This is a genomic window from Sphingomonas trueperi (assembly GCF_040545665.1).
In the GTDB taxonomy this organism is placed as follows: Bacteria; Pseudomonadota; Alphaproteobacteria; order Sphingomonadales; family Sphingomonadaceae; genus Sphingomonas; species Sphingomonas trueperi_B.
This window is the reverse complement of sequence record NZ_JBEPMH010000010.1, coordinates 1-25,474: the sequence shown is the minus strand read 5'-3', so window position 1 is coordinate 25,474 and position 25,474 is coordinate 1. Positions and strand designations below refer to the sequence as shown.

30 protein-coding genes are annotated in these 25,474 nt (G+C 67.8%); 17 read left to right on the top strand and 13 right to left on the bottom strand.

Annotated elements, in window-relative coordinates:
- The 5 genes from ABIC65_RS21660 to pyrE all read right to left on the bottom strand — a co-directional run bounded on the left by ABIC65_RS21660 (position 1) and on the right by pyrE (position 3,865).
- Complete coding sequence (locus ABIC65_RS21660) at positions 1 to 1,098, bottom strand: AI-2E family transporter (RefSeq protein ID WP_354311558.1); 1,098 nt, start codon at positions 1,096 to 1,098, stop codon at positions 1 to 3.
- Complete coding sequence (gene lepB / locus ABIC65_RS21655) at positions 1,095 to 1,985, bottom strand: signal peptidase I (RefSeq protein WP_354311556.1); 891 nt, start codon at positions 1,983 to 1,985, stop codon at positions 1,095 to 1,097. Before lepB ends, ABIC65_RS21660 begins: the two co-directional genes overlap by 4 nt.
- Positions 1,985 to 2,398 carry a holo-ACP synthase gene (acpS, locus tag ABIC65_RS21650; RefSeq protein WP_294256519.1) on the bottom strand — a complete coding sequence of 138 codons (414 nt, stop codon included), beginning with the start codon at positions 2,396 to 2,398 and terminating at the stop codon, positions 1,985 to 1,987. The genes lepB and acpS overlap by 1 nt, the downstream gene beginning before the upstream one ends.
- Positions 2,399 to 2,555: 157 nt before the next feature.
- Complete coding sequence (locus ABIC65_RS21645) at positions 2,556 to 3,284, bottom strand: pyridoxine 5'-phosphate synthase (RefSeq protein ID WP_354311554.1); 729 nt, start codon at positions 3,282 to 3,284, stop codon at positions 2,556 to 2,558.
- Positions 3,281 to 3,865 carry an orotate phosphoribosyltransferase gene (pyrE, locus tag ABIC65_RS21640; RefSeq protein ID WP_354311552.1) on the bottom strand — a complete coding sequence of 195 codons (585 nt, stop codon included), beginning with the start codon at positions 3,863 to 3,865 and terminating at the stop codon, positions 3,281 to 3,283. Before pyrE ends, ABIC65_RS21645 begins: the two co-directional genes overlap by 4 nt.
- Positions 3,866 to 4,035: 170 nt before the next feature.
- Here pyrE and coxB point away from each other — a divergent pair, with 170 nt between their 5' ends.
- Both coxB and ctaD read left to right on the top strand, forming a co-directional pair.
- Positions 4,036 to 5,148, top strand: a complete 1,113-nt coding sequence (coxB, locus tag ABIC65_RS21635) for a cytochrome c oxidase subunit II (RefSeq protein ID WP_354311550.1) — start codon at positions 4,036 to 4,038, stop codon at positions 5,146 to 5,148.
- A gap of 3 nt (positions 5,149 to 5,151) precedes the next feature.
- On the top strand, positions 5,152 to 6,810 hold the full coding sequence (ctaD, locus tag ABIC65_RS21630) for a cytochrome c oxidase subunit I (protein ID WP_354311548.1): 1,659 nt from the start codon (positions 5,152 to 5,154) through the stop codon (positions 6,808 to 6,810).
- A 93-nt stretch (positions 6,811 to 6,903) separates the two neighbouring features.
- Here the strand turns inward: ctaD and ABIC65_RS21625 are convergent, their stop codons facing one another.
- Together ABIC65_RS21625 and ABIC65_RS21620 are read right to left on the bottom strand one after the other, a co-directional pair.
- Positions 6,904 to 7,158, bottom strand: coding sequence for a hypothetical protein (locus ABIC65_RS21625; RefSeq protein WP_354311546.1), 255 nt, complete (start codon positions 7,156 to 7,158; stop codon positions 6,904 to 6,906).
- 35 nt (positions 7,159 to 7,193) lie between these two features.
- On the bottom strand, positions 7,194 to 9,272 hold the full coding sequence (locus ABIC65_RS21620) for a TonB-dependent siderophore receptor (RefSeq protein WP_354311544.1): 2,079 nt from the start codon (positions 9,270 to 9,272) through the stop codon (positions 7,194 to 7,196).
- A gap of 233 nt (positions 9,273 to 9,505) precedes the next feature.
- On the opposite strand from ABIC65_RS21620, the gene ABIC65_RS21615 reads away from it, so the two are divergent.
- The 8 genes from ABIC65_RS21615 (at position 9,506) to ABIC65_RS21580 (ending at position 14,120) form a co-directional block, all read left to right on the top strand.
- Positions 9,506 to 9,790 carry a hypothetical protein gene (locus ABIC65_RS21615; protein ID WP_121072049.1) on the top strand — a complete coding sequence of 95 codons (285 nt, stop codon included), beginning with the start codon at positions 9,506 to 9,508 and terminating at the stop codon, positions 9,788 to 9,790.
- Between the two features lie 40 nt (positions 9,791 to 9,830).
- Entirely contained in the window at positions 9,831 to 10,736 is a 906-nt protein-coding gene (locus ABIC65_RS21610) for a heme o synthase (protein ID WP_354311542.1), read from the top strand.
- Between the two features lie 29 nt (positions 10,737 to 10,765).
- Positions 10,766 to 10,903, top strand: coding sequence for a hypothetical protein (locus ABIC65_RS21605; RefSeq protein WP_354311540.1), 138 nt, complete (start codon positions 10,766 to 10,768; stop codon positions 10,901 to 10,903).
- The gene (locus ABIC65_RS21600; RefSeq protein ID WP_354311538.1) at positions 10,900 to 11,439 is read left to right on the top strand and encodes a cytochrome c oxidase assembly protein; all 540 of its coding nucleotides are present in this window, start codon (positions 10,900 to 10,902) and stop codon (positions 11,437 to 11,439) included. The genes ABIC65_RS21605 and ABIC65_RS21600 overlap by 4 nt, the downstream gene beginning before the upstream one ends.
- Before the next feature lie 36 nt (positions 11,440 to 11,475).
- Positions 11,476 to 12,360, top strand: coding sequence for a cytochrome c oxidase subunit 3 (locus tag ABIC65_RS21595; RefSeq protein ID WP_354311536.1), 885 nt, complete (start codon positions 11,476 to 11,478; stop codon positions 12,358 to 12,360).
- Between the two features lies 1 nt (position 12,361).
- Positions 12,362 to 12,763, top strand: a complete 402-nt coding sequence (locus tag ABIC65_RS21590) for a DUF983 domain-containing protein (protein WP_354311535.1) — start codon at positions 12,362 to 12,364, stop codon at positions 12,761 to 12,763.
- Between the two features lies 1 nt (position 12,764).
- Entirely contained in the window at positions 12,765 to 13,397 is a 633-nt protein-coding gene (locus tag ABIC65_RS21585) for an SURF1 family protein (RefSeq protein WP_354311533.1), read from the top strand.
- 96 nt (positions 13,398 to 13,493) lie between these two features.
- On the top strand, positions 13,494 to 14,120 hold the full coding sequence (locus ABIC65_RS21580; protein WP_354311531.1) for a hypothetical protein: 627 nt from the start codon (positions 13,494 to 13,496) through the stop codon (positions 14,118 to 14,120).
- A gap of 150 nt (positions 14,121 to 14,270) precedes the next feature.
- Here ABIC65_RS21580 and ABIC65_RS21575 read toward each other — a convergent pair whose 3' ends face one another.
- From ABIC65_RS21575 to ABIC65_RS21560, 4 genes are read right to left on the bottom strand one after another with little or no spacing between them, the layout of a single operon-like run.
- Positions 14,271 to 15,581, bottom strand: a complete 1,311-nt coding sequence (locus tag ABIC65_RS21575; protein WP_354311530.1) for an amidohydrolase — start codon at positions 15,579 to 15,581, stop codon at positions 14,271 to 14,273.
- A gap of 52 nt (positions 15,582 to 15,633) precedes the next feature.
- Positions 15,634 to 16,260 (bottom strand): DUF4893 domain-containing protein, encoded by a 627-nt coding sequence (locus tag ABIC65_RS21570; protein ID WP_354311528.1) that lies wholly within the window; start codon positions 16,258 to 16,260, stop codon positions 15,634 to 15,636.
- A complete protein-coding gene (locus ABIC65_RS21565) occupies positions 16,257 to 17,042 on the bottom strand; it encodes a 3-hydroxybutyrate dehydrogenase (protein ID WP_354311526.1) in 786 nt (261 codons plus the stop codon). Before ABIC65_RS21565 ends, ABIC65_RS21570 begins: the two co-directional genes overlap by 4 nt.
- A gap of 21 nt (positions 17,043 to 17,063) precedes the next feature.
- Positions 17,064 to 18,215 carry a patatin-like phospholipase family protein gene (locus ABIC65_RS21560; protein WP_354311524.1) on the bottom strand — a complete coding sequence of 384 codons (1,152 nt, stop codon included), beginning with the start codon at positions 18,213 to 18,215 and terminating at the stop codon, positions 17,064 to 17,066.
- Positions 18,216 to 18,350: 135 nt separating this feature from the next.
- Between ABIC65_RS21560 and ypfJ the strand changes: the two genes are divergently transcribed.
- Together ypfJ and ABIC65_RS21550 are read left to right on the top strand one after the other, a co-directional pair.
- Positions 18,351 to 19,247, top strand: a complete 897-nt coding sequence (gene ypfJ, locus ABIC65_RS21555) for a KPN_02809 family neutral zinc metallopeptidase (RefSeq protein WP_354311522.1) — start codon at positions 18,351 to 18,353, stop codon at positions 19,245 to 19,247.
- Between the two features lie 18 nt (positions 19,248 to 19,265).
- Complete coding sequence (locus ABIC65_RS21550; RefSeq protein WP_354311520.1) at positions 19,266 to 20,366, top strand: M48 family metallopeptidase; 1,101 nt, start codon at positions 19,266 to 19,268, stop codon at positions 20,364 to 20,366.
- Here ABIC65_RS21550 and ABIC65_RS21545 read toward each other — a convergent pair.
- The gene (locus tag ABIC65_RS21545; protein ID WP_294253107.1) at positions 20,363 to 20,497 is read right to left on the bottom strand and encodes a hypothetical protein; all 135 of its coding nucleotides are present in this window, start codon (positions 20,495 to 20,497) and stop codon (positions 20,363 to 20,365) included. The genes ABIC65_RS21550 and ABIC65_RS21545 overlap by 4 nt on opposite strands.
- A 107-nt stretch (positions 20,498 to 20,604) precedes the next feature.
- Here ABIC65_RS21545 and ABIC65_RS21540 point away from each other — a divergent pair, with 107 nt between their 5' ends.
- From ABIC65_RS21540 to ABIC65_RS21520, 5 genes are all read left to right on the top strand, one after another.
- Positions 20,605 to 21,330 (top strand): alpha/beta hydrolase, encoded by a 726-nt coding sequence (locus ABIC65_RS21540; protein WP_354311518.1) that lies wholly within the window; start codon positions 20,605 to 20,607, stop codon positions 21,328 to 21,330.
- On the top strand, positions 21,306 to 22,142 hold the full coding sequence (locus ABIC65_RS21535) for a tetratricopeptide repeat protein (protein ID WP_354311517.1): 837 nt from the start codon (positions 21,306 to 21,308) through the stop codon (positions 22,140 to 22,142). The genes ABIC65_RS21540 and ABIC65_RS21535 overlap by 25 nt, the downstream gene beginning before the upstream one ends.
- Before the next feature lie 62 nt (positions 22,143 to 22,204).
- Positions 22,205 to 22,639, top strand: coding sequence for a VOC family protein (locus ABIC65_RS21530; RefSeq protein ID WP_354311515.1), 435 nt, complete (start codon positions 22,205 to 22,207; stop codon positions 22,637 to 22,639).
- 4 nt (positions 22,640 to 22,643) lie between these two features.
- Positions 22,644 to 23,378, top strand: coding sequence for a hydroxyacylglutathione hydrolase (gloB, locus tag ABIC65_RS21525; RefSeq protein ID WP_354311514.1), 735 nt, complete (start codon positions 22,644 to 22,646; stop codon positions 23,376 to 23,378).
- A gap of 27 nt (positions 23,379 to 23,405) precedes the next feature.
- Positions 23,406 to 23,816, top strand: a complete 411-nt coding sequence (locus tag ABIC65_RS21520) for a DUF6491 family protein (RefSeq protein ID WP_354311512.1) — start codon at positions 23,406 to 23,408, stop codon at positions 23,814 to 23,816.
- Between the two features lie 188 nt (positions 23,817 to 24,004).
- On the opposite strand, the gene hslU is transcribed toward ABIC65_RS21520, so the two are convergent.
- On the bottom strand, positions 24,005 to 25,297 hold the full coding sequence (gene hslU, locus ABIC65_RS21515) for an ATP-dependent protease ATPase subunit HslU (protein WP_294333067.1): 1,293 nt from the start codon (positions 25,295 to 25,297) through the stop codon (positions 24,005 to 24,007).
- Positions 25,298 to 25,474: the final 177 nt, after the last annotated feature.

Here is a 25,474-nt window from a genome sequence, read left to right as displayed (position 1 = left end):
TCAGTCCTTCTCGGCGTCGTCGTCGCTCTTCGGCTTCTTGCCGTTGAGCCGCGCGTTGCTCTCCAGCGCGACCTTGATCATCGCCACCATCGGATCGGCCAGCGCCAGCCCGAGCACGCCGAACAGCGTGCCCGACAGGATCTGGGAGGACAGCGTCAGCGCCGGCGGCAGGTCGACGGTGCGCTTGGCGACCATCGGGATCACCACATAGCCGTCGAAATTCTGCACGGCGAAATAGATGACGATCGCCCAGATGCCGGTTTCCTGGCCCGCGCTGAAGCCCACCGCGGCCATCAGCACGCCCGAGATGATCGCGCCGACATTGGGGATGAAGGCCAGCACGCCGGTGATGATGCCGAGCAGCAGCGCCATCGGCACGCCCGCGACGCTGAGGCAGATCCAGGTCAGCACGCCTTCGAACAGCATGCCGAGCAGGCGCCCGGCGAGCAGCCGCCGCATCGTCGTCGCCATGCCGCCCAGCATGTGGGCGAAGGCATGGCGCTGGTCGAGCGGCACCATCCATTGCAGCCCGCGCTCGTAGATGCGCGGCTCCAGCGCGATGAACAGGCCGAGGATCAGGATCATGATCATGCTGGTCACCGCGCCGATCGCGGTGCCGACGGCCGTGGTCAGCTTGCCGACGGAACCCAGCGCCTCGCGCAGCATGCCGTTGATGTCCGAGCGGCCGGGCATCAGCCCCATGTCGGAGGCCCAGCGCGCGACCCGATTGGCCTGCGCCTCCAGCGTGGTGCGCAGCTGCTCGGCCTGGTCGGCGATCTGCATGCCGGTGCGGTAGAAGACGAGACCGAAGAACGCGAAGACCAGCAGCAGCACCAGGCCGATGCGAAGCCCCCGCGGGATCGGCAGCACCTTGCCGAGCAGCCGGGCGCCGCCATCGAGCATCGAGGCAAAGACGAGACCGGCGAAGATGATCAGCAGCGGCTGGATCAGCAGCACGATCAGCGCGATGCCCACCGCCATGCCCAGCCAGACTGCGGCCTTCTTGAATTCGGCGCGGGTGGCGGGGTCGCGAAACTCGTTCGGGCCCGGTTCGCGCACGACGCGGACGTGCGCGGATTCCAGCGGATCGTTGCTCATTTATCCTCGTGGGTAGGGTGCAGCGAAATGCCGAACCGATCCCCACGGAAACCCGTGAACCAGGTCAGCGGGTTCCATGTCGACGAGCCGTCGCGCGAAAAAGTGATGAACTCGGCGCGGCCGCCGATATTTTCCCACGGCACTGGGCCGCCGAGGCCACCCTGTTCGAGGCTGAACCGGCTGTCGGCGCTGTTGTCGCGATTGTCGCCCATCAGGAAAACATGGTTCTTGGGCACCACGGTCGGCGGAAAATTGTCACCGGCGGAGTCGCCGAGGTCGGCGACGTCGTAGCTGGCGCCGTTCGGCAGCGTCTCGCGGAACAGCGTCAAGCTGCAATAGGCCTTGCCCTGATGGACGACGCGGCGGCCTTCGTAGAAGATCGATCCGCCGCGCTCGGGATCGGGATCGCAGCGGGTGTTGCCGTCGATCGGCACCAGCCGCTCGCCCAGCGGCTCGCGCGCCACCTGCTTGCCGTTGAGCCAGACGATCCCGTCGCGCACGGCAATGGTGTCGCCGGGCAGGCCGATCACGCGCTTGATATAGTCGGTGCTGTGCTGCGGCGGGGTGACGATGACGATGTCGCCGCGCGCGGGCAGCCGGCCGAGGATGCGCCCGGGGATCGGCGGCAGCAAATGGAAGGTCGGCGTGACGAAGGAATAGCCGTAGGGATATTTGCTGACGATCAGCTGGTCGCCCACTCGCAGATTGGGCAGCATCGATTCCGAGGGGATGTAGAAGGGCTTGGCGATCAGGCTGTGGAAGGCGAGCACGCCCAGCACCAGCCAGACGAGGCCGCGCAGTTCGGCCCACCAATCGGTACCCTGGCGTGTGGCGCTCTGGCGTCGCTCGCTCCGCTTGCTGCTCAACGCCAGTTCGTCCGCCCCCATCACATATCCTTTTCCGCCGGCACGGCCTCGATCATCACCATCGCGAACGCCCAGGGCATGTCGTCCGTGAGCGTCAGGTGCACCTTGGCCACGTGTCCCGGTGGCGTCATGGCGTCAAGTCTCGCCTTGGCCCCGCCGGTCAGCGCGAGCGTGGGTGCGCCAGACGGTGCATTAACCACGCCGATATCCTTCATGAACACGCCCCGGCTGAACCCGGTTCCGACCGCCTTGGAAAATGCCTCCTTCGCCGCAAAGCGCTTGGCGAGCGTCGGCGCGTAATTGTGCGGGCGCTTGGCGGCCTTGGCGAGCTCGACTTCGGTGAACACGCGCTGCTCGAACCGCGTACCGTAGCGATCGAGCGAATTGCGGATCCGCTCGATGTTGCACAGGTCCGATCCCAACCCGAGGATCATATTTCCCTCTCCCGCCTGCGGGAGAGGGAGGGAGCCGCCGCAGGCGGCGGAAGGGTGAGGGTGTGTGGGGTTCGCGAAATGGTCGACCTTGAGGCGCCCGACTCACCCTCACCCCGGCCCTCTCCCGCAGGCGGGAGAGGGAGAAGGCAGGCAAGCCTCACCGGGCGGAGTCCATCAGCGCGCGCATCCGCTGCACCACGGGGCCGAGGCCGTCGAAGATCGCCTCGCCGATCAGGAAATGGCCGATGTTGAGTTCCATCACCTGCGGGATCGCGGCGATCGGCACGACATTGTCGAAGGTCAGCCCGTGGCCGGCATGCGGCTCGATGCCGTTGCGCGCGGCCAGCGCCGCTGCGTCGGACAGCCGCTTCAGCTCTACCGCGAGATCGTCACCGGAAAGCTCGGCATAGCGGCCGGTATGCAGCTCGACGACCGGCGCGCCGAGCCGGATCGCCGCGTCGATCTGGCGCGCCTCGGGCTCGATGAACAGCGACACGCGGCTGCCATTGTCGCGCAGCCTGCCGACCATCGGTGCCAGCAGGTCGAACATGCCCGCCGCGTCGAGCCCGCCCTCGGTGGTCCGCTCCTCGCGCTTCTCCGGCACGATGCACACGGCGTGCGGACGATGCTTCAGCGCGATCGCCAGCATTTCCTCGGTCGCCGCCATTTCCAGGTTCAGCGGCACCGTCAGTTCAGCCGAGAGCCGGGCAATGTCGGCATCGGTGATGTGCCGGCGATCTTCGCGCAGATGCGCGGTGATGCCGTCCGCCCCCGCCTCTGCGGCCAGCAGCGCCGCGCGCACGGGATCCGGATAGCCGCTGCCGCGCGCGTTCCGCACGGTGGCGACATGGTCGATATTGACCCCGAGGCGCAGCTTGCCGGTCATGCCGTGATCGCCCGGCTCCCGGGCTTGATCGCCGGGATCGCCGCCAGCTCGGGCGGGAGCTGGTCCGCCGGGTAGGCCGGCACGTCGAGCTTGGTCAGCGCGATCAGCGGCACGCCGACATCGGCCTTGCCGTTGGAGCGATCGACGATGCACGCAGCACCCACCAGCGTGCCGGGGTGCTTGCGGATCGCGGCGATGCACTCGCGCGAGGAAAGCCCGGTGGTGACGATGTCCTCGACCATCACGACACGTGCACCTTCGGGAATCTCGAAGCTGCGGCGCAGCTGGAACTCGCCGTCCTCGCGCTCGACGAACACCGCCTTGCAGCCGAGCGCGCGCGCCGTTTCATAGCCGGGGATGATGCCGCCGATCGCCGGGGAGACGACGATGTCGACCTCGCCGAACGTCTCGCGAATCAGCTTGCCCAGCGCGCCGCACACCCGCTCGGTGCGGACCGGATCTTCGAAAATACGCATCTTCTGGAGAAATACGGGAGAGCGCAAACCCGAAGACAGGATAAAATGCCCCTCAAGCAACGCGCCTGCGTCGCGAAATTCGTCGAGGATGGCGTCTCCGGTCAATGTCTGGGCTCCTGAAGTCAACGGTGGAACGATCCTTTAAGTGGCGGGGGCTGCTACCGCAACCGCACGCGAAAAAGGTTGAGCATGGCCTTTTCCCAGCTATACCTTTGGTACAAAGGGCCGCTAGGATGCCCCGGTTGTGCGTTCCTGGAGAGGGGTGACAACACCTTATGCGCAGTTTCTTGGTACCGTCGATCTTGCTGGCCGCTGGTCTGGCCTTCGCTTCACCGGGATCGGCGCAACCCGCCGCCCCGGCCCCTGCCGCATCGCCGGCCGCCGCTGCAGCGCCTGCCGCACCCGCCGCCAAGGTTGCCGACCCGACGCTCGATGCCGCGGGCAAGCCGTTGCACACCGCCGTTCCCGGTGTCGGCGAGCCGATCGACAAGGCCTTTTCGCTCCAGCAACAGGTGACCCCCACCGGCCAGGAAGCGCACTGGTTCCACAATGTTATCCTGCTGCCGCTGATCACGATCATCTCGATCTTCGTGCTGCTGCTGCTGGTGTGGGTGATCATCCGCTATCGCCGTGCCGCCAACCCGACGCCGTCGCGCACCAGCCACAACACCGCGATCGAGATCGTCTGGACGCTCGCGCCGGTGCTGATCCTGGTGGCGATCGCGATCCCCTCGATCAAGCTGCTCGCCGCGCAGTTCAAGCCGGCACCCAAGGGGGCGGTGACGCTGAAGGCGATCGGCAACCAGTGGTTCTGGTCGTACGAATATCCGGATAACGGCAACATCCAGCTAACCGCCAACATGCTCAAGGAAGAGGGGCAGGTCGGCAAGGATCAGCGCTATCGCACCGATGCCGACGGCCCCCGCCTGCTCGCTACCGACCAGCGCGTGGTGCTGCCGGTCGGCGTGCCGATCCGGCTCGTCACCACCGCGACCGACGTGATCCACAGCTGGGCGATGCCCGCCTTCTGGATCAAGTTGGATGCCATCCCCGGACGCCTCAACGAGACGAGCTTCATCATCCAGAAGGAAGGCGTCTATTTCGGCCAGTGCTCCGAACTGTGCGGTGCGCGCCACGCCTATATGCCGATCGCTGTCGAGGCGGTGAGCCCGGCCAAGTTCGCGCAGTGGGTCGCCTCGAAGGGCGGCACCATGCCGGGCACCAAGGCCGAGCCGGCGAGCACCACCGCGATGGGCAATGACGCGACCGACGCCACTGCCAACGGCTCGACGGATGCCGAACCCACCGTCAATGCCACCGCCACCGCGGCACCGTCCAACCAGCCTGCGACCGCGAATCCCGCCGGCGCCGGCAACACGGGCAACTGAGCCATGACCGATACCGCGCTCCCCTACTCCGCCGCGCACGATCATGCGCATGGCGACCACGACGCCGATCACAAGCCGAGCTTCTTCGCGCGCTGGTTCATGTCGACCAACCACAAGGACATCGGCACGCTCTACCTGATCTTCGCGATCTTCGCGGGGATCATCGGCGGCGCGATCTCGGGCATCATGCGTGCCGAGCTGATGCAGCCGGGCATCCAGTATCTGCCCTGGTGGGTCGCCAAACTGCACGGCGAAGGCACGTTCGACGAGGCGATGCACTTCTGGAACGTCCTGATCACCGCGCACGGCCTGATCATGGTGTTCTTCATGGTGATGCCGGCAATGATCGGCGGGTTCGGCAACTGGTTCGTGCCGATCATGATCGGCGCGCCCGACATGGCCTTCCCGCGGATGAACAACATCTCGTTCTGGCTGACCGTGGCGGGCTTCGTGCTGCTGATGCTCTCGCCCTTTGTCGGGGTGGGCGCCGGCACCGGCTGGACCGTCTATGCGCCGCTCTCCACCTATGGCGAGCCGGGGCCATCGGTCGATTTCGCGATCTTCTCGCTCCACCTGGCGGGCGCGGCGTCGATCCTCGGCGCGATCAACTTCATCACCACGATCTTCAACATGCGCGCGCCGGGCATGACGCTGCACAAGATGCCGCTGTTCGCCTGGTCGGTGCTGGTCACCGCCTTCCTGCTGCTGCTCGCGCTGCCGGTGCTCGCCGCGGCGATCACCATGCTGATCACCGATCGCAACTTCGGCACCGCCTTCTACGATCCGCAGTACGGTGGCGATCCGGTGCTCTACCAGCACCTGTTCTGGTTCTTCGGCCACCCCGAAGTGTACATCATGATCCTGCCGGGCTTCGGCATCATCAGCCACATCATCGCGACGTTCAGCCGCAAGCCGGTGTTCGGCTATCTCGGCATGGCCTATGCGATGGTGGCGATCGGCCTGGTCGGCTTCGTCGTCTGGGCGCACCACATGTTCACCACCGGCCTGCCGGTGCAGGTGAAGATGTACTTCACCGCCGCCACCATGGTGATCGCGGTGCCGACCGGCGTGAAGATATTCTCCTGGATCGCGACGATGTGGGGCGGCTCGATCAGCTTCAAGACCCCGATGGTCTGGGCGATCGGCTTCATCTTCATGTTCACCGTCGGCGGCGTGACCGGCGTCGTCCTCGCCAATGGTGGCGTCGACGACTATATGCAGGACACCTATTACGTCGTCGCCCACTTCCACTATGTGCTGTCGCTGGGCGCGGTGTTCAGTCTGTTCGCGGGCTTCTACTACTGGTTCCCGAAGATGACGGGCAAGATGTACAGCGAGCTGCTCGGCCAGATCCACTTCTGGGTGTTCTTCGCCGGCGTGAACCTGCTGTTCTTCCCGATGCACTTCCTGGGCCTGCAGGGCATGCCGCGCCGCATTCCCGACTATACGGACCAGTATGCATTCTGGAACCACACCGCCACGGTCGGCTACATGATCATGGCGGCGGGCATGGCGGTGTTCTTCGTCAACGTGATCTACTCGCTGCTCGCCGGCAAGAAGGCGGAGGCTAATCCCTGGGGCGAAGGCGCGACCACGCTCGAATGGACGCTGTCGAGCCCCCCGCCCTTCCACCAGTTCGAGACGCTGCCCAAGATCGACTGATCCGGCCGCAGCCGAACGACAAAGCCCCGGGGGGAAACCTCCGGGGCTTTTTCTATGCCGCCGTCGTCTATCCCAGTCGTCGCGGCGCTGCCGTCACAACCAGCGCACCCCGTGCGAATGGCTCACATACAGATCGGCATGATGGTCGAGGCACCATTGGGTGAGCTCCGCGTGGAGCGCCGGCCAGAGCGCCCGCGCCCAGTCCGGTGCCGTTTCCGCCCACGCGGCCGCACTCGGCAGATTGGCCGACAAGACGCCCATCGGCAGATCGAGCTCGAACGCGCCGCCGGGACCGGTCACTACCAGCCGTTCCTTCCACGCGGGCTGAAACTGGAACACGCTTGCCATCCTCGGTCCTCGCTACGGGGTCAGCGCGGGGCGCGCTAGAACCGCGTCGACGCCGTCACGCGGAAGCTGCGCGGCGTGCCGGGCGTGGTCCACACATTGGCGTAGGAACTGGCGATGTAATAGGCATCGAACAGGTTATCGACGTCCGCCCGCAGGGTGAAATGGTCGTTCACCGCCACGCTCAGATTGGCGCGGGCGATCGTATAGGCCGGCAGCCGATAGCTGGTCCCGAACGGATCGCCCGCCCGCGCACCGACATGCGTCACCCCGCCGCCCAGCGCCACCGGGCCGAGCGTCTTCTGCACGAACAGGCTGCCCATGTCGCTCGGCACGTTGCTCAGCGAGGTGCCGATCAGCGCGGCATTGGCATCGTTGCGGACCTTGGCATCGAGATGGGTATAGGTGCCGGTGACGAGCAGGCCGTTCGCCGCCTTCCAGTTGAGCTCCAGCTCGCCCCCGCGCGAGCGCTGCCGCCCGATCTGCGTTCGCACGAACGGGTCGACCGCATTGGGATTGAGCACGTTCCGCTTGATCATGTCGAACAGCGCCGCCTGGCCGGTCAGCCGCTGCCCGAACAGCGCGAACTTCACGCCGCCCTCGATCGACTGGCTGCGCTCGCCGTCGAAGCTGGTCGTCCCGTCCGACGGGTTGAGCCGCAGCGATTCGCCCCAGCTGGCGTAAAGCGCGATCGCCTTGCTAGCCCGCCAGGTCAGCGCGGCACGCGGCGTCACGCCCTTGTCGACCGTCTCGAAGCGGCGGTTGGTCAGCCGGTTGATCACCGTCTCGCGGAAGCTGTTCCACCGCGCGCCGAGCAGCAGCGTGAACGGCCCCGCCCCGATCAGGTCCTGCGCATAGGCGCTCTCGCTGCGGAACCGGCTGTCGCGGCTGGCAAAGGGCGGCGGCACCGGCAGCGCGGTGGTGGTATAGACCGGATCGAACAGGTCGATCGGCAGCAGCGGCCGGGTCGGCGTGCCGCGCGCGCGGTCGAGCACGAAGTCCATGTGGTAGCGGACGCGGTCGGCACCGACTCGCAGATCATGCGTCATGCCGAACAGCGTGGCCTTGGCGGCCAGCTCGGCGCGCAGCGACAGATCGTTCCAGGCGAAGTCGTGATAGCGGCGGTCGCGCCCGGCGGTGCGCCCGTCCGGCTGCAGCCCGCGCGGGCCGAAATCGACCATCGTTCCGAAACCGCGCAGCGATCCGTCGCGCTGGCTGGCGCCGAGCTCGAGCCGGACGTCCCTGGAGAGATCGGCGAACAGGCTGCCCTGCTGCCAGAACCCGTTCTGCACGATATGGCCATCGCCGGGCTCGCCGAGGAAGGCGCGCCGATCCATCGCCCGCGCATTGCCGCCCACCGCGACGATGCCGCGATCCAGCACGCTGGTATTGCGCATGTATTCCGCCTGATAGAGCAGCCGCAGCCCCTCCGCCGGCACCCAGGCGAGCGACGGCGCGATCAGCCGGCGCGAGCCGTCGACATGGTCGCGGAAGCTGTCATGCCCCTCCGCCACGCCGATCAGCCGGGCGGAGAGCCCCTGGGCGAGCGGCCCCGTCACGTCGGCGCTCGTCCGCCAGCTGTTCCAGCTGCCCGCGCTCAGATCGGCGCTGGCCTGGAAGCGATCGAGCGGCGCCTTGGTGACGATGTTGATCGCCCCGCCCGGCTCACCGATACCCGACAGCGCCGCGGTGGCGCCCTTGAGCACCTCGACGCGCTCGATCGTCGCCGCGTCGATCGGTGCGTTGAAGCCGAAATTGCTGCTGAAGCGGTTGATCCGGATGTCCGGCCCGGCATTCTCGTCGCCGGCAAAGCCGCGGATCGACACCTTGTCCCACAGCCCGCCGAAATCATTCTGCCGCGCGATGCCGCCCGCCAGATCGAACAGGTCGCCGAGTCGCGTGGGGTTCACCACGTCGATCAGCTCGCGATCGAGCACCCGAACCGATTGCGGATAGGTGAAGGCGGGCACGTCGGCGCCGAGGATGCTCGCATTGGCGGAGCGTCCGGTGACGACGATATCGTCCTCCTGCAGCGCCTGCGCCGCCGCGGGCATGGCGACGCCGCTGGCCAGCGCGGCCAACAGGATGCCGTGCCGGCGTAGGGAGGATAGATTCATGGATGCGCCCCGATGCAGATGTTCTGATTTTGGTGGGCGCATAGGCGTACTAATAATCAGTTGCAATAGCATCACCCACCGCAGCCGGTGGATCGCGCCGAATAGGCTGGTCTCGCCGCCGCGATGGGCGCATCAGCGGATTCGGTAACTTCTCTCCGCTATCCTGCGCGACGCCCCCGGACGCGTCGCTCGCGCGTTCTCTCGTTGGTCCGGTCGTATTTTTGGAGACGTCGATGCGCAGCCCCTATGCCGACTGGATGAAGATCGGCCTCGACAGCTGGATGCTGGGCATCGAAGCCTCGACCGTGATCGGGATGCGGCTGACAAAGCTCGCCGCCGGCGGCCCCGGCGCCACGGCCGAGGCGCAGCGCATGGTGGCGGAGAAGATGCAGGCCGCCTGGGAGCTCCAGGTCGCCGCCGCTACCGGCCGGCTGGGCAGCACGCCCGAGGCGCAAGCGAGCAAGACTCTGCGACATTATCGCCGCAAGGTGCGGGCTAACGCCAAGCGACTCGGCTGACCTCTTTCGCCCGCGCGGGCTGCGCCGTATATCGGGAACGATGATGTCCGTGACCAACGCCAATCCCGCCATGCCCGCCGATTGGCGCGATTTCCTTGCCCTCACCAAGCCCCGGGTGATGACGCTGGTCGTCTTCACCGGGCTGTGCGGCATGCTCGCCGCCCCGGTGCCGATCCACCCGGTGCTCGGCTTCACCGCGATCCTGTGCATCGCGCTGGGTGCGGGCGCGGCGGGCGCGCTCAACCAATGGTATGAGTCCGATCTCGACGCCAAGATGAAGCGCACCCAGGGCCGCCCGCTGCCCGCCGGCCGGATGGACCGGCAGTCGGCGCTGCATTTCGGCGTGGGGCTGGCGGTGTTCAGCCTCGTGCTGATGTATGTCGCGATCAATCTCGTCGCGACGCTGATCCTGGCGGTCTCGATCCTGTTCTACGTGTTCGTCTACACGATCTGGCTCAAGCGCCGGACGCCGCAGAACATCGTGATCGGCGGCGCGGCCGGGGCCTTTCCCCCGCTGATCGGCTGGGCGGCAGCCACGGGCAATGTCGCGACGCTGCCGCTGCTGCTGTTCGCGCTGATCTTCCTGTGGACACCGCCGCATTTCTGGGCGCTCGCGCTGTTCGTGAAGACCGATTACGCCAATGCCGGCGTGCCGATGCTCCCGGTCGTCGCGGGCGAGCGAACCACGCGCATCCAGATCGGGCTGTACACGCTGCCGATGATCGCCGCCGCCGCCGCGCCCTGGCCGCTGGGGCTGAGCGGCATGGTCTACGGCCTCACCGCCGCGGCGATGTCCGGCATCTTCCTCGCCATGGCGATCCAGGTCGCCACCCGCCGCACCGAACCCGAGGACCGTATGATCCCGGAAAAGCGGCTGTTCAAATTCTCGATATTGTATCTGTTCGTGCTATTCGGTGCGCTCGTGATCGACAGGTGGATCGGATGAACGATTCCCGCGGAGAGGATGTGATACGGATGCCCGCATCGGAACTGGAACTGATCCGCGCGCGCCAGCGATCGCGCGCCCGGGTGATGGCGCTGCTGCTCGGCGGGTTCGTCGTGCTGGTGTTCGCGATTTCGATCGTGAAGATGCAGCTCGGCCATAGCGGATGAGGATCAGCCGCAACCTGCGCGTCGGCCTGATGGGTGCCGTGCTGGTGTGCGGCATGACCGGGCTCGGCTTTGCCGCGGTGCCGCTCTACCGCATCTTCTGCGAGGCGACCGGGCTCAACGGCACCACCCAGCGCGGGCTGCGCGCGCCGGGCGCGACCGGCCAGAAGATCACGGTGGCGTTCGACAGCAATGTCAGCCCCAAGCTGCCCTGGAAGTTCGCGCCCGAGCGCCGCGCGGACACGATCGACATCGGCGGCCGCGACATGGCGTTCTTCACCGCCACCAACACCTCCAGCCGCCCGATCACCGGCACCGCGACGTTCAACGTCACGCCCGCGCAGGTCGGCAAATATTTCACCAAGATCCAGTGCTTCTGCTTCACCCAGCAGACGCTGCAGCCGGGCGAGACCGTCCGTATGCCGGTGATCTTCTTCGTCGACCCGAAAATTCTGAACGATCCCGACGCGCGCGACGTCGAGGAGATCACCTTGTCCTATACATTTTATCCAGTGGATTCGCCGAAGACACCAAGCTAGCATCGCGCAAAATAGAGAGAGGATTGGGATACGCCCATGGCTGGAGCAAAGAACCACCAGTATCATATCCTGCCGCCGAGCATCTGGCCGCTGCTGGGATCCATCGGGGCCGTGATCCTCGCCTCGGGCGCCGTGATGTGGATGCACAAATATGCCAACGGCACGCTGGTGCTCACCACCGGCTTCGCGCTGGTGCTGCTCACCATGTTCGGCTGGTGGGGCAAGGTGATCCAGGAGGCGCATGCCGGCGATCACACGCCGATCGTCCAGCTCCATCTGCGCTACGGCATGATCCTGTTCATCGCTTCCGAAGTGATGTTCTTCGTCGGCTGGTTCTGGGCCTGGTTCGACTTCTCGCTCTTCCCCTCCACGGTCGAGGCGGTCGGCGGCACCTGGCCGCCCAAGGGCATGGAAGTGCTCGACGCCTGGCAGTTCCCGCTGCTCAACACGCTGATCCTGCTCTGCTCGGGCTGCACCGTCACCTGGGCGCATCACGGCCTGATCCACAACGAGCGCGGCGGCGAGCTGCGCGGGATCTGGGGCCTGATCGGCGTGGGCGAAAACGACACGGTGAAGAAGGGCCTGTGGCTCACCGTGATCCTGGGCGCGATCTTCAGCTGCCTGCAGGCGTATGAGTATATGGAGGCGCCCTTCCCTTTCAAGGCGGCGAGCGAAGGCGGCTCGAGCTATGGCGGCGCCTTCTTCATGGCGACGGGTTTCCACGGCTTCCACGTGATCGTCGGCACGATCTTCCTGATCGTGAACCTGGTGCGCGCCTATCGCGGCGACTTCACCCCGCGCCAGCATTTCGGCTTCGAGGCGGCGGCCTGGTACTGGCACTTCGTCGACGTCGTCTGGCTGTTCCTGTTCGCGTCGATCTATGTCTGGGGCGGTTGGGGCGCGCCGGTCCACGCCGGCTGACGTGGTCAATCCGAAACCTGATCCCAAAGGGGGCGGCAGCGCTGCGTTGCCGCCCCCGATCGCATCCGGTCTCCAGGGCTGCTGCCCGCGCTGCGGCGCCAAGACGCTGTTCCGCAGCTTCACCGCCTTTGCCGAGCGCTGTTCGGCCTGCGGGCTGGACTTCACCAAGTTCAACGTCGGCGACGGGCCGGTCGTGTTCCTCACCCTCGGCATCGGCGCGCTGGTGACGATTCTGGCGCTATGGCTGGAGTTCAGCCTCTCCCCGCCCTTCTGGGTCCATCTGCTGCTCTGGCCGCCGGTCACGCTGGCGATGGTGGTGGGATCGCTGCGGGTGGCCAAGGGACTGCTGCTCGCGCTGGAATATCGCAACCGGGCCCATGAGGGCCGGATCGCCGGGGACTGAGATGCGCCGCGTGCCCCTGGTCCCCACCCTGCTCGTCGGCCTCGCGGTGGCAGCGATGATCGCGCTCGGTTTCTGGCAGCTCGACCGGAAGACGCAGAAGGAGGCGGCGCTCGCGATATTCGCGGCCAACACGCTGCAGCCGACGATCACGATCGAGAGCGGCGCGGCCGATGCCTCGCTGCTCTTCCGCCATGCCCGCTCGGCGTGCCAGGCGGTGACCGGCTGGGCGCGCCAGGGCGGTCGCGGGGTGCAGGGCCTGCAGGGCTGGCGGCAGATCGCCACCTGCCGCACCCATGCCGACGCGACGCTGCTGGTCGACATGGGGGTGACCCGCGACCCGATGTTCCGACCGCACTGGCCCGGCGGGATCGTCAGCGGCACGCTTACCCGCGCACCCGATCACCGTCCGCTGATCGCCGGCATCTTCGATTCCGCGCCGCAGCCGCTGATGCTGGTTTCCGACCAGGGCGCGCCGGGGCTCCAGCCCAGCGCGCCGCCCGACATCGCGAGCGTGCCCAACAACCACCTCGCCTATGCGGTCCAGTGGTTCCTGTTCGCCGGGGTGGCGATCATCATCTACGGCCTCGCGCTGCGCCTACGCGCCCGAGGAGCGCCCGAGCCCCGGATCCGCTGACCCCCTGCCCCTCCCGTACCGCCGCGCAGATGGGTGGACGCGGCCGCACCGCGCGCTAAGGGTGGGGCAAGGCAAGCGAACCTTGGAGCGGCACGCATGAACGATCAGGTTTCCCAGGGCTATGGCGCGGTCGCCGCGACCGCCGAGACCGGATGGCTGACCACCTCCTTCGTCCTCATCGCGCTCGGCGCGGCGCTGGCGGTGTTCATCCTGGTCTGGGGTGCCCGCCTGGCGATCCGCCGCCGCAAGGCGCGCGAGGAGCTGGACCAGCGCGGCGAGCTCGAGGTCGTCGATCCGGCCAAGCCGATCGAACCGGCATCGGAGATCCCGAGCGCGCCCGAAGCGCCGGCCCCCACGCCCGAGCCCGGCCCCCTTGCCGACGAGCCGATCGCGGCCACAGCGCCGGTCGCCGCCCCGTCGGCGGCGCTTGCTGCGGACACCAATGCCGAGCCGGCGCCCGTCGAAACCGCCACGCCCGCTGCGGGCGGCGACGATCTCACCCGGCTGAAGGGCGTCGGCCCCAAGCTGGCGGCACGGCTCAACGAACTCGGCATCACCCGCTTCGCCCAGCTCGCCGCGCTCGACGAGGCCAGCGCCAGGACGCTCGATGCGCAGCTCGGCAGCTTCCAGGGCCGCATGACCCGCGACCGCTGGACTGACCAAGCCCGCTTCCTCGCCGCCGGCGATACGGCGGGCTACGAGGCGGTGTTCGGCAAACTTTGAGCGCTAGATAGTCCTCCCCCGCCAGGGGGAGGTTGGGCCGCGTAGCGGCTCGGAGGGGGAGGATGCCAGACCCTCTCGACCGGCATGAGTCCTCCCCCTCCGTCGCCTTCGGCGCCACCTCCCCCTGGCGGGGGAGGATCGAGGGCGCCGCTACCGCTTCAAAATATCCAGCGCCGCCGCGGTCAGCGCCTCGGTTGCGGTGCTGACCACCGCCTCGGCATCGGGCGCCCATTCGGCGCTGTGGAGCGAGGGCAGCATCGCCTTGCCGCCCTGCGCGGCTTCCCACTTTGCCTGGGGCACGCCGCCCACCCAGAAGATCGTGCTCTGGATGCTCTTGTCGGCGAGCCAGTAGCGGCTGAAATCCTCGCCGCCCATCACCGCCTTGGTCTCCACCACCCGCTCCTTCCCGAAGCGCGCGGCGAACAGCCCCTGCAGCCGCCCGGCGAGCGGCTGGGTGTTGAAGGTCGCCGGGGTATATTCGTCCTTCACCGACACCACCGGCATCCGGTCCTCGGGCACGCCGGCCGCGATCGCCTCGCCCTTGGCGATGCGCGCGATGCCGCCGAGCAGCTGCTGGCGCGATTCGGGTGTGAAGCTGCGCACGGTGAGCAGCATCGTCACGTCGTTGCCGATGATGTTGTGCTTCGATCCGCCATGGATCGCACCCACCGTCACCACCGCGGGCTGCTGCGGGTCCATCTCGCGGCTGACCAGCGTCTGCAGCGTCGTGACGATCCGCGCGGCGAGCACGATCGGGTCGCGCGTCGTGTGCGGATAGGCGCCGTGCCCGCCCACTCCCTTCACCACGATGTCGACCGAATCGACATTGGCCAGCGCATAGCCCGGCGTAACGCCGATCTGCCCGGCGGGCAGGCTGGCGCTGTCGTGGAAGGCGATCGCATAGCCGGGCTTGGGGAAGCGGGTGAACAGCCCGTCATCGAGCATCGCCTTGGCCCCGCGCCCGCGCTCTTCGGCGGGCTGGGCGATCATCACCACGGTGCCGTGCCAGCGATCCTTCATCGCCACGAGGTTGCGCAGCGTACCGACCCAGCTCGCCATGTGCGTGTCGTGCCCGCAGGCGTGCATCACGCCGCTCTCGATCCCCTCGTCCGTCGTCGCGCGGACCTTGGAGGCGAAGGGCAGTCCGGTATTCTCGACGACCGGCAGCCCGTCCATGTCGGCGCGGATCAGCACCACCGGCCCCGCGCCGTTGCGCAGCACCGCGACCACGCCGGTACCGCCGACCTTCTCGGTCACCTCATAGCCCGCCTCGCGCGCGGCGGCGGCGAGCTTGGCGGCGGTCTGCACCTCGTGCAGGCTGAGTTCGGGATGAGCGTGGAGGTCGCGGTACAGCGCCATCAGCTGCGGCATCGCCCTGGCCGTGGCATCGCGCACCGGATCGGCGGCAGCGGCAGACGTGCCGAGGCTCATTGCCCCGGCCAGCAGGAAAGACGTGAACATCGGGCCCCCTTTGCGATCATGGGCCCGAGTGTCACGCCTGCCTGCCCGCCTGTCAAACGGCCGGCACGATCTCGATCACATCGACCTTCGATTCGAATGCCGGATAGGGCAGCACGAGCCGCCAGCGCTTGTCGCCGATCCGCTCGCCATAGCCGATCAGGTCGCGCTTGTTGTCGAGCCCGTAGCGGAGCGGTGCGCTGTCGTCCCCCACCTCCAGCGTGCCGAGAAAGGTCACGCGGGCGACCGCATCCGGAAAGAAATTGCCGTCGGGCCGCTGCACGCCACCCTCGATCCGGAAGTGGCGCAGGTCGCCCTCCGCGGTGATCGGGCAGGGCCGCCAGTCATAGCTGACGATCGCGGTCACCGCGGTGCCGCCGCCGCCAAGCTTGAAGGTGCGGCAGCGATAGGCGCCGGCCGGCGGCATCGCGGTTTCCAGCGCCCGATCGGGATCGAACAGCGCGGGATCGCCTTCGATCAGCTTCACATCGGCGGCGCGCGCGAGCGGCAGCGCCTCGCTCCACGCCGTGCGCCAGTTGCGCAGCTTGGTGCGATCGGTATCGGTGGCGATCCGGCGCCAGGGAAGGCGCGTGTCCATCCCCGGCGAGGTTGCCTCGTGATAGGCGGTGCAGCCGGCCAGCGCCGCGCCCAGCCCCAAGGCGACCAAAGTGCGCAGCATCATTCGGCAGTCCAGCCGCCGTCGATCGAATAGTTCGAGCCGGTGATCTGCGCGGCTTCGTCGCGGCACAGGAACACGACCAGCGCCGCCACCTGCTCGGGCAGCACGAACTGCTTGGTCGGCTGGGCATCGAGCAGCACGTCGTTGATCACCTGCTCGCGGGTCAGCCCGCGCGTCTTCATCGTGTCGGGGATCTGGTTCTCGACCAGCGGGGTCCAGACATAGCCCGGCGAGATGCAGTTCACCGTGATGCCGTGCGTCGCCACTTCCAGCGCCGCCGTCTTGGTGAGCCCGGCCAGGCCGTGCTTGGCGGTGACATAGGCGGACTTGTTGGGGCTCGCCACCAGGCTGTGCGCGCTGGCGGTGGAGATGATCCGGCCCCATTTGCGCGCCTTCATGCCCGGAATCGCCGCGCGCATCAGGTGGAAGGTCGAGCTGAGGTTGATCGCGAGGATCGCGTCCCACTTGTCGATCGGGAATTCGTCGATCGGCGCGACATGCTGGATGCCGGCATTGGCGATCGCGATGTCGACCGCGCCGAATTCGGCCTCGGCGCGCGCGACCATCGCCGCGATCTGGTCCGGCTTGGTCATGTCGGCGGCGTCGTACAGCGCCTTGCCGCCGCTGGTCTCGGCCAGCGCGGCGCGTTCCTTCTCGATGGCGGCGGCGTCGCCGAAGCCGTTGATCAGCACATTGGCACCCTCGGCGGCGAGCGCCTTGGCATAGGCCAGGCCAATGCCCGAGGTGGAACCGGTGATGATCGCGGACTTGCCCTTGAGGAACATCGGCATACTCCTTTGAATCTTTTAGCGGGAGGTGAGGTCGAACGCGGCGGTGTCGCCGTCAAGGATGTTCTGCGCAATGAGGCGCGAATTCGCCATGGTCTTGGCCACCGCGATGCGGCCGGCCTCCCAATGCTCGCGCATCGTGCGGGTCGAGAATTCGTAATCGCGCGAATCGCCTTCCCACAGCTTGGCGCGGTAGATCAGCTGGACGATGTTGACCGGATATTCGGTCACCAGCTCGCGCACCGCCTTCACTTCGGGTTCGTCGGCGATGTGGTCGGGCAGCTTCTCGAGCAGGCGCCGCACCGTCTCGCGCGCGTTGCGCAGCCGCAGCCGCTCGTCGGAGATCGCGCGCGTGCGGCTGGAATAGCGGATTTCCTTCTCGCGGCCGAGCACGTCGGTCATCGTCCGCGGCAGCTCGTTGGCGGCGGGGAAGAGATCGACCTGGAAGACGAGCATCTCGGCCTCCTGCCGATCGAGGACATGGGTGAGCGGGGTATTGGAGACGAGACCCCCGTCCCAATACCAGCAGCCGTCGATCTCGACCGGCGGCAGCCCCGGCGGCAACGCACCAGAGGCCATGATGTGCCGTGCGTCGATGCGTTCGTCGCGCGTATCGAAATAGCGGAAATTGCCGCTCTGGATGTTGACCGCGCCCACCGACAGCCGGACCGGCCCGTTGTTGAGCAGGTCCCAGTCGACCAGCCGGTCCAGCGTCTCGCGCAGCGGCGTGGTATCGTAATAGCTCAGCGCGCCGGGCGTGCCCGGTGCGGCGAAGATCGGTGGGATCGGGCGCGGGCGGAAAAAGCCGGGTACCCCGCCCAGCATGACCGCCCCGGCCGACCAGGCATGAGCAAACTCGCGCGCCTGATCGTTCAGCGACGGCAGGAATTCGGGCAGCGCCGAGGTCACCTGGTCCCAGAAGGCGTGGATCGCCTCCAGTCGCCGCTGCGGCGGGTTGCCGGCGAACAAGGCGGCGTTGACCGCGCCGATCGAGATGCCCGCCACCCAATCGACCTCGATCTCGGCCGCGGCAAGCTCCTCGATGACGCCGGCCTGGAAGCTGCCGAGCGCGCCGCCTCCCTGCAAGACGAGGGCGACGGTGTCGGGCAGCGGCATCCCGGGTGCGGCATGGCGGCGACGACGGGGCGGGCGGGACTCAGCATCAGCCATGCACCGGGTCTGACCCAAAGCATGCTGCGGAGCAATACGAGTGCCGTTAGTGGCGTGGCTAACCGCGTGAGAAGCACGTGCAACGCACGGCCGACTGAAGCATTGTGACGGCAATCGAACAAAAGGGGAGGCCCGATGCGGCTCGACGATCTGGATCCGACCGACAATGCGCAGGACCTGGGTTCCGGCGGCGGTGGCGGCGGCGGCTTTCCGCTGCTGGGGTTGCTGCCGATGTTCCTCGGCCGCGGCATGGGTTGCGGCGGCATCGTGCTGATCGGCATCATCGCGCTGGTGATGTTCGGCCTGGGCGGCGGCGGCGGCATGCTGGGGCAGAGCGGCGGCGGCAGCGCCGGGCGCTCGCCCACCGCGGGCCAGTCCGGCCAACAGGTGTGCCGGGTGAACGAGCGCCGGCTGGAAGCATGCCGGGTGATGCGCAGCACCGACGATACCTGGGGCAAGATCTTCCAGGAGATGGGCCGCAACGACTATCGCCCCGCCACCATCAAGTTCTTCCAGGGCGGCGCGAACACCGGCTGCGGCGCGGCGACCTCGGCGGTCGGCCCCTTCTACTGCCCGAGCGACGACGGCGTGTACATCGACACGAGCTTTTTCGACGAGTTGCAGAATCGCTTCGGCGCCAAGGGCGACTTCGCCCGCGACTATGTGATCGCGCACGAGATGGGCCACCACATTCAGGACCTGCTCGGCACCTCGACCGAAGTCTCGCAGGCCCAGGCCCGCGCCTCCAAGACCGAGGGCAACCGCCTGTCGGTGAAGCTGGAACTGCAGGCGGACTGCTATGCCGGCGTCTGGGCCGCCCGCAACCGCGATCGGCTGGAGCCGGGCGACATCGAGGAAGGCATGACCGCCGCCAACGCGATCGGCGACGACACCCTGCAGAAGGAAGCGCAGGGCAGCGTGGTGCCGGACAGCTTCACCCACGGCACCTCGGCGCAGCGCATGGCCTGGCTCAAGCGCGGCATCGAGACCGGCGATCCGCGCCAGTGCGACACCTTCAACAGCGCGCTCTGACCGCGACGAGATGGTTACTTGACGTCAACCCTTGGCCGCTATTGGGTAGCGACCAAGGGGGATCGACCGGTGGATACGCGCGTCTGGCATTATGACGGCCGAACCCAGCAACGGCGAATGCCGACGCTGGTACCGAGCGCCGACGAGACGTACTTCACCCTGGAGGGCGACGGCGCGGCCCCCGGCCCTTATGCCTTTGCCGATCTCCAGCCCGAGGGGCATTCGCATCACGAGCGCGCCTTCGGGCTGAAGGGCCGGCCTGGATGGCGGATCACCTTCCTCGAATTCCCGCCGTCGGAGATCGCCGTCCGCCTACCCAAGCCGCGCCGCGATCGCCCCTGGCTGTCGCGCGCAAGGCTGGGTTGGGTAGCGGCGGTGCTGGTCGTGTTCGCCCTGTTCGTGCTCGGCCTCACGCTGAAGCTGCCGCCTCTGCTCGCCCGGCTCATTCCGCAGGCGACCCAGCAGCGGATGGGCCGGCTCGTCGTCGCGAATCTCGGCGCCTATGCATGCTCGAATCCGCAGGGCGAGGCAGCGCTCAAGGTGCTCGCCGCCCGCCTGCGCCAGGGCGACGACGTCACCATCCGCGTCGTCCACGCGCCGATGATCAACGCCGCGGCGTTCCCGGGCGGCGAGGTGGTGTTGTTCGACGGGCTGATCCAGAGCGCGGAATCGCCGGACGAGATCGCCGGCGTTCTCGCGCACGAACTCGGTCATGTCGCGCATCGCGACGGGATGGAAGCGCTGATCCGCGACTATGGGCTTGACCTGCTGTTCGGCGGGTTCGAACGCAACGTCAGCGGCTATAGCAGCGCGCTGCTCCATGCCCGCCATTCGTACAAGGCCGAGGCCGGCGCGGACGGCTATGCGATCGGCCGCCTGCAATTTGCGAGGATTTCGCCGCTTCCCACCGCCGCGCTGCTCGCCCGGCTGGCGCAACAGGACGAGTCCCCGGAGAATGCGGGCAAGCTGCTGACCTATGTCTCGTCGCACCCGCTGTCGAAATCGCGCGAACGCGCCTTCCAAGCAAGCGCCGACCCGAGCGTACGCTACGAGCCTGCGCTCGATGCCGCGCAGTGGCAGGCGCTGCGCCGCATGTGCGGCGGCGCGGCGGGCGCTTAGGCGAGCGCGCCGATCAGCTTGCCGGCGAGGACCGACAGGCCCGATACGGCAATCGCCGCGCCGAAGACGAGCTGGCTGCTGGGGACGAACCGGCGGACCGGCAGGGCGATGGCTTTCTCGACTTTGCTCATGACGCCTATGTGCTCCTTGCCTGGGCCTATGTCCTACGATCAATCCCGATGGCAGTGATCGGTTCCGTCGCTGGCGGCGAAAGGCGCGAGCGGCTACACCGCCGGCCATGACCATGCTCGCCCATCACCACACGCCCGGCGCCGCCCCCACCATCGTCTTTCTGCCCGGTTACCGCTCCGACATGCAGGGATCGAAGGTGCTCGCGATGGAGGCCTGGGCACAGGCGCGCGGTCAGGCGTTCCTCCGCTTCGACTATGCCGGCTGCGGCGAAAGCCCCGGCGACTTCGAGGATCAGACGCTGGCGAGCTGGCGCGACGATGCGCTGCGGATGATCGACACTCTGGTGGATGGGCCGGTGGTGCTGGTCGGCTCGTCGATGGGCGGGTGGCTGATGCTGCTGGTGGCGCAGGCGCGGCTCGAGCGCGTGGTCGGCATGGTAGGCATCGCCGCCGCGCCCGATTTCACCCGCTGGGGCTTCACCGATGCGGAGAAGGCGACGCTCGCCAGGGAAGGCCGGCTGGAGCAGCCGAGCGACTATGGCCCCGAGCCGATGGTCACCACCCTCCCCTTCTGGACCTCCGGCGAGGCGAACCTGGTGCTGGAGGCGCCGATCGCCTTCGACGGGCCCGTTCGCCTGCTCCAGGGCCAGCGCGATGCCGAGGTACCCTGGGAGCTGGCGCTGCGGCTTGCCGACACGCTTCGTTCAGACGATGTGCAGGTGACTTTGGTCAAGGGCGGAGACCACCGCCTGTCGCGCGACGCCGACATCCGCCTGCTGCTCCGCGCCACCGAGGACGTACTGATCGCATGCTCTTCCCCCTCCTCCTGCTGATCGCCCAGCAGCAGCAGACTCCCGCCGCCATCGCGCCCAAGGCGGGCCCGGTGCTGCGCGATGCCGAGCGCGCCCGCGCCGCCGCCGCCAAGGCCGCCGCTCCTGCGCCCGCCGGCGAGCCGCCGCGCTTCACCAAGTGCATGGACCTCGCCACCGGCGATCCCGGCGCGGCGATCGACGAGGCGGTGAAATGGGGTGCCGAGAAGGGCGGCATGTTCGCCCGCCAGTGCCTCGCCGTCGCCTATAGCAACCAGGGCCGCTGGGATTCGGCCGCCGCTGCGTTCGAGGAAGCCGCCGGCGAAGCGGAGACTGCGAAGGACGGCGCGCGCGCCGCGGTCTACTGGACCCAGGCGGGCAATGCCTGGCTCGCCGCCAAGAAGCCGCCCAAGGCGCGCGCCGCGATCAATGCCGCGCTGGCCAGCGGGCAGCTGAAGGGGCTGGCGCTGGGCGAGGCCTATCTCGATCGCGCCCGCGCCGCCGTCGCATCGGGCGAGAATGTCGGCGCGCGCGCCGATATCGACGTGGCGATCGCCAAGGCCGGGGACGATCCGCTCGCCTGGCTGCTCTCGGCGACGCTCGCGCGGCGGATGAACGACCTGCCGCGTGCGCAGAAGGACATCGCCGAGGCGGTGAAGCGCGCCGGGGATGACGCGGCCGTCCAGCTCGAAGCGGGCAACATCGCCGCCGCAAGCGGGGACGAGGCGGGCGCCAAGGCGGCATGGAACAAGGTGGTCACCGCCGCCCCGAGCAGCCCGCAGGCGACCGCCGCGCGCGCCGCGCTTGCCCAGTTCGAGGCCGCACCGGCCAAGTAGCGGGTGGCACGGGGCATCCCACGCCCCTATCTGGCGGGAAACGCCAATGCAGGGAGTGCCCCGTGAAGTTCCTCCACACCATGATCCGCGTCACCGATCCGGACGCGACGATCCGCTTCTTCGAGCTGCTGGGCCTGAAGGAGACCCACCGCATCACCAGCGAGAAGGGCCGCTTCACGCTGATCTACCTCGCCAGCGAGGCGGACATCGATCCCGAAACCGGTCGCGGCACCGCCGAGGTGGAGCTCACCCACAACTGGGATCCCGAGGACTATACCGGCGGCCGCAATTTCGGCCACCTCGCCTTCCAGGTCGACGATATCTACGAGACCTGCCAGCGGCTGCAAGATGCCGGGGTGACGATCAACCGCCCGCCGCGCGACGGCCACATGGCCTTTGTCCGCACGCCCGACAAGATCTCGATCGAGCTGCTCCAGAACGGCAGCCTGCCGCCGCAGGAGCCCTGGGCGTCGATGCCGAACACTGGCGAGTGGTGAGGCCATGACCGCGCTCCGGATCGTCCGCGTCCCCGCCTTTACCGACAATTACATCTGGCTAGTCCACGATCCCGTGTCGGCGGAGACGATCGTGGTCGATCCAGGCGACGCGGCGCCGGTGCTGGCGGCGCTGGCCGAACGGGGCTGGCAGCTCTCGGCGATCTGGAACACCCATTGGCATCCCGATCACACCGGCGGCAACGCGGCGCTCAAGACGGCGACCGGCTGCACCGTGATCGCGCCGACGGCCGAAGCCGCGAAGATCCCCACTGCCGATCGGCTGGTCGGCGAGGGCGATACGGTCGCGATCGGCGGGCATGTCGCGACGGTGCTGGAAGTACCGGCGCATACGGCGGGCCACATCGCCTATCACTTCGCCGAAGACGCGCTGGCGTTCGTCGGCGACACGCTGTTCGCGATGGGTTGCGGGCGGCTGTTCGAAGGCACGGCCGAGCAGATGTTCGCCGCCATGCAGCGCTTCGCCGCGATGCCCGACGACACCATCGTCTATTGCGCGCACGAATATACACTGTCGAACGGCCGCTACGCGCTGGTGGCGGAGCCCGACAACGCCGCGATCCGCGAGCGCATGGGCGAAGTCGAGCGGCTGCGCGCTGCGGGCAAGGCGACCGTGCCGACCACGATCGCCGCCGAGCGCGCGACCAACCCCTTCCTCCGCGCCGCCGATGCGCGCATGCTCGCCGAACGCCGCGCCGCGAAGGATAGTTTTGCCGGCTGAGTCGTAGGTGCGGCGAGGAGAGAGACGATGCGCTTCGCCATCACCACGATTATCGGCGCGCTTGCGCTCGCCGGTTGCGCCCAGAATGCCGAGTACCAGGCCCAGCGCGACGCCCAGGCGCGGCGCGAGCTGGCCAGCGCGCTGGGCGACCGGGTGCCAGGCAAGCCGCAGGACTGCATCAACCCCGGCTTCACCGACGGTCCGCAGATCATCGATACGCGCACCCTCGTCTACCGCCAGGGCGCACGGCGGTATCGCAACGATCTGGTTTCCGAATGCCCGTCGCTGGCGCCGCTGAGCACCGTGATTGTCGAGATGCGGGGCAGCCAGCTCTGCCGCAATGACCAGTTTCGGGTGCTTACGCCCGGAATGAGCATCCCCAGCGCCTATTGCCGGCTGGGGAAGTTCACGCCGTATACGTCGGCGAAGGGGGGCTGAATCAAACCTAAGCCCCTCCTCCTTGGAGGAGGGGTTGGGGGTGGAGGGATCCCAGAACGCCGTTGGTCTCTGCGAGACACAGCCCCACCCCAACGCCGCATCAGGTGAACAGCGCCCCGCGCTGTTCAGGCCATGCCGGGGGCATGGCCGACCTGATGCGCCCAAAGGGGAGGGGCTTAGGAGGCGCGTTACAGCACGTAGCGGCTCAGATCGGTATTCCGCGCCACGCTGGCCAGCTGCTGGTCGACATAGGCCGCGTCGATCACCACCGCGCTGCCGCTGCGATCCTCGGCCTCGAAGCTGACTTCCTCGAGCAGCTTCTCCATCACCGTCTGGAGGCGACGGGCACCGATATTTTCCACCTCGGCATTCACCTCGGCAGCAATCTTCGCCACCGCGCGGATGCCATCCTCGGTGAAGTCGATCGAGACGCCCTCGGTGCCGAGAAGCGCGGCGTATTGCCGCACCAGGCTCGCCTTGGTGTCGGAGAGGATCGCGACGAAATCCTCCTCGGTCAGCGCCTTGAGCTCTACCCGGATCGGCAGGCGGCCCTGCAGCTCGGGCAGCAGGTCGCTGGGCTTGGCGACATGGAAGGCGCCGGACGCGATGAACAGGATATGGTCCGTCTTCATCGGGCCGTATTTCGTGGCGACCGTGGTGCCCTCGATCAGCGGCAGCAGGTCGCGCTGCACGCCCTCGCGGCTCACCGAACCGCCGCGCACGTCGGACACCGCGATCTTGTCGATCTCGTCGAGGAAGACGATCCCGTTCGCCTCCGCGTCCGCCAGCGCCACGCGGCTAACCTCGTCCTGGTCGAGCCGCTTGTCGGCCTCTTCCTCGACGAGCTTTTCCCAGGCGGAGCGGACGTTCAATTTGCGGCGCTTGAGCGGCGTGCCGGTCAGGCCCTTCATCATCTCCGACAGGTTGATCATCTGCGGCGCGCCGCCGGGGATGTCGAACGGCATCTGCGGCGCCTGCTCCACCTCGATCTCGATCTCGGTGTTGTCGAGCAGGCCTTCGTTGAAGCGCTGCTTGAACGCCTCGCGGGTCGCGGTGCTCGAATCCTTGCCGGTCAGCGCGTCGAGCAGGCGGCCCATCGCCGCTTCCTCGGCCTTGTCCTTGACGGCGGAGCGGCGGCGCTCCTTCTCCAGCCGGATCGCCTCTTCGACCAGGTCGCGGGCGATCTGCTCGACGTCGCGGCCGACATAGCCGACCTCGGTGAACTTGGTCGCTTCCACCTTCACGAAGGGCGCGTCGGCCAGCTTGGCGAGGCGGCGGCTGATCTCGGTCTTGCCGCAACCGGTGGGCCCGATCATCAGGATATTCTTCGGCGTCACTTCGTCGCGGAGGTCGGCCGAGAGCTGCTGCCGCCGCCAGCGGTTGCGCAACGCGACGGCCACGGCCTTCTTGGCGTCCTTCTGGCCGATGATGTGCGCGTCGAGCGCGGCGACGATCGTCTTGGGGGTGAGATTCTGGTTCATGTTTCTCTCGAATTCTGAAAGCCCCTCCCCTTCAGGGGAGGGGTTGGGGTGGGGCAGAGTCTCACCGAGACCAACATCGGGTCTGGCATGCCCCCCCCCCCCACCCCCCCCCCCCCCCCCCCCGGCGGCGAAGAAGTTAAAAAGCCCCGCCACCCGATCAACCGGCCGCCCCGCCGG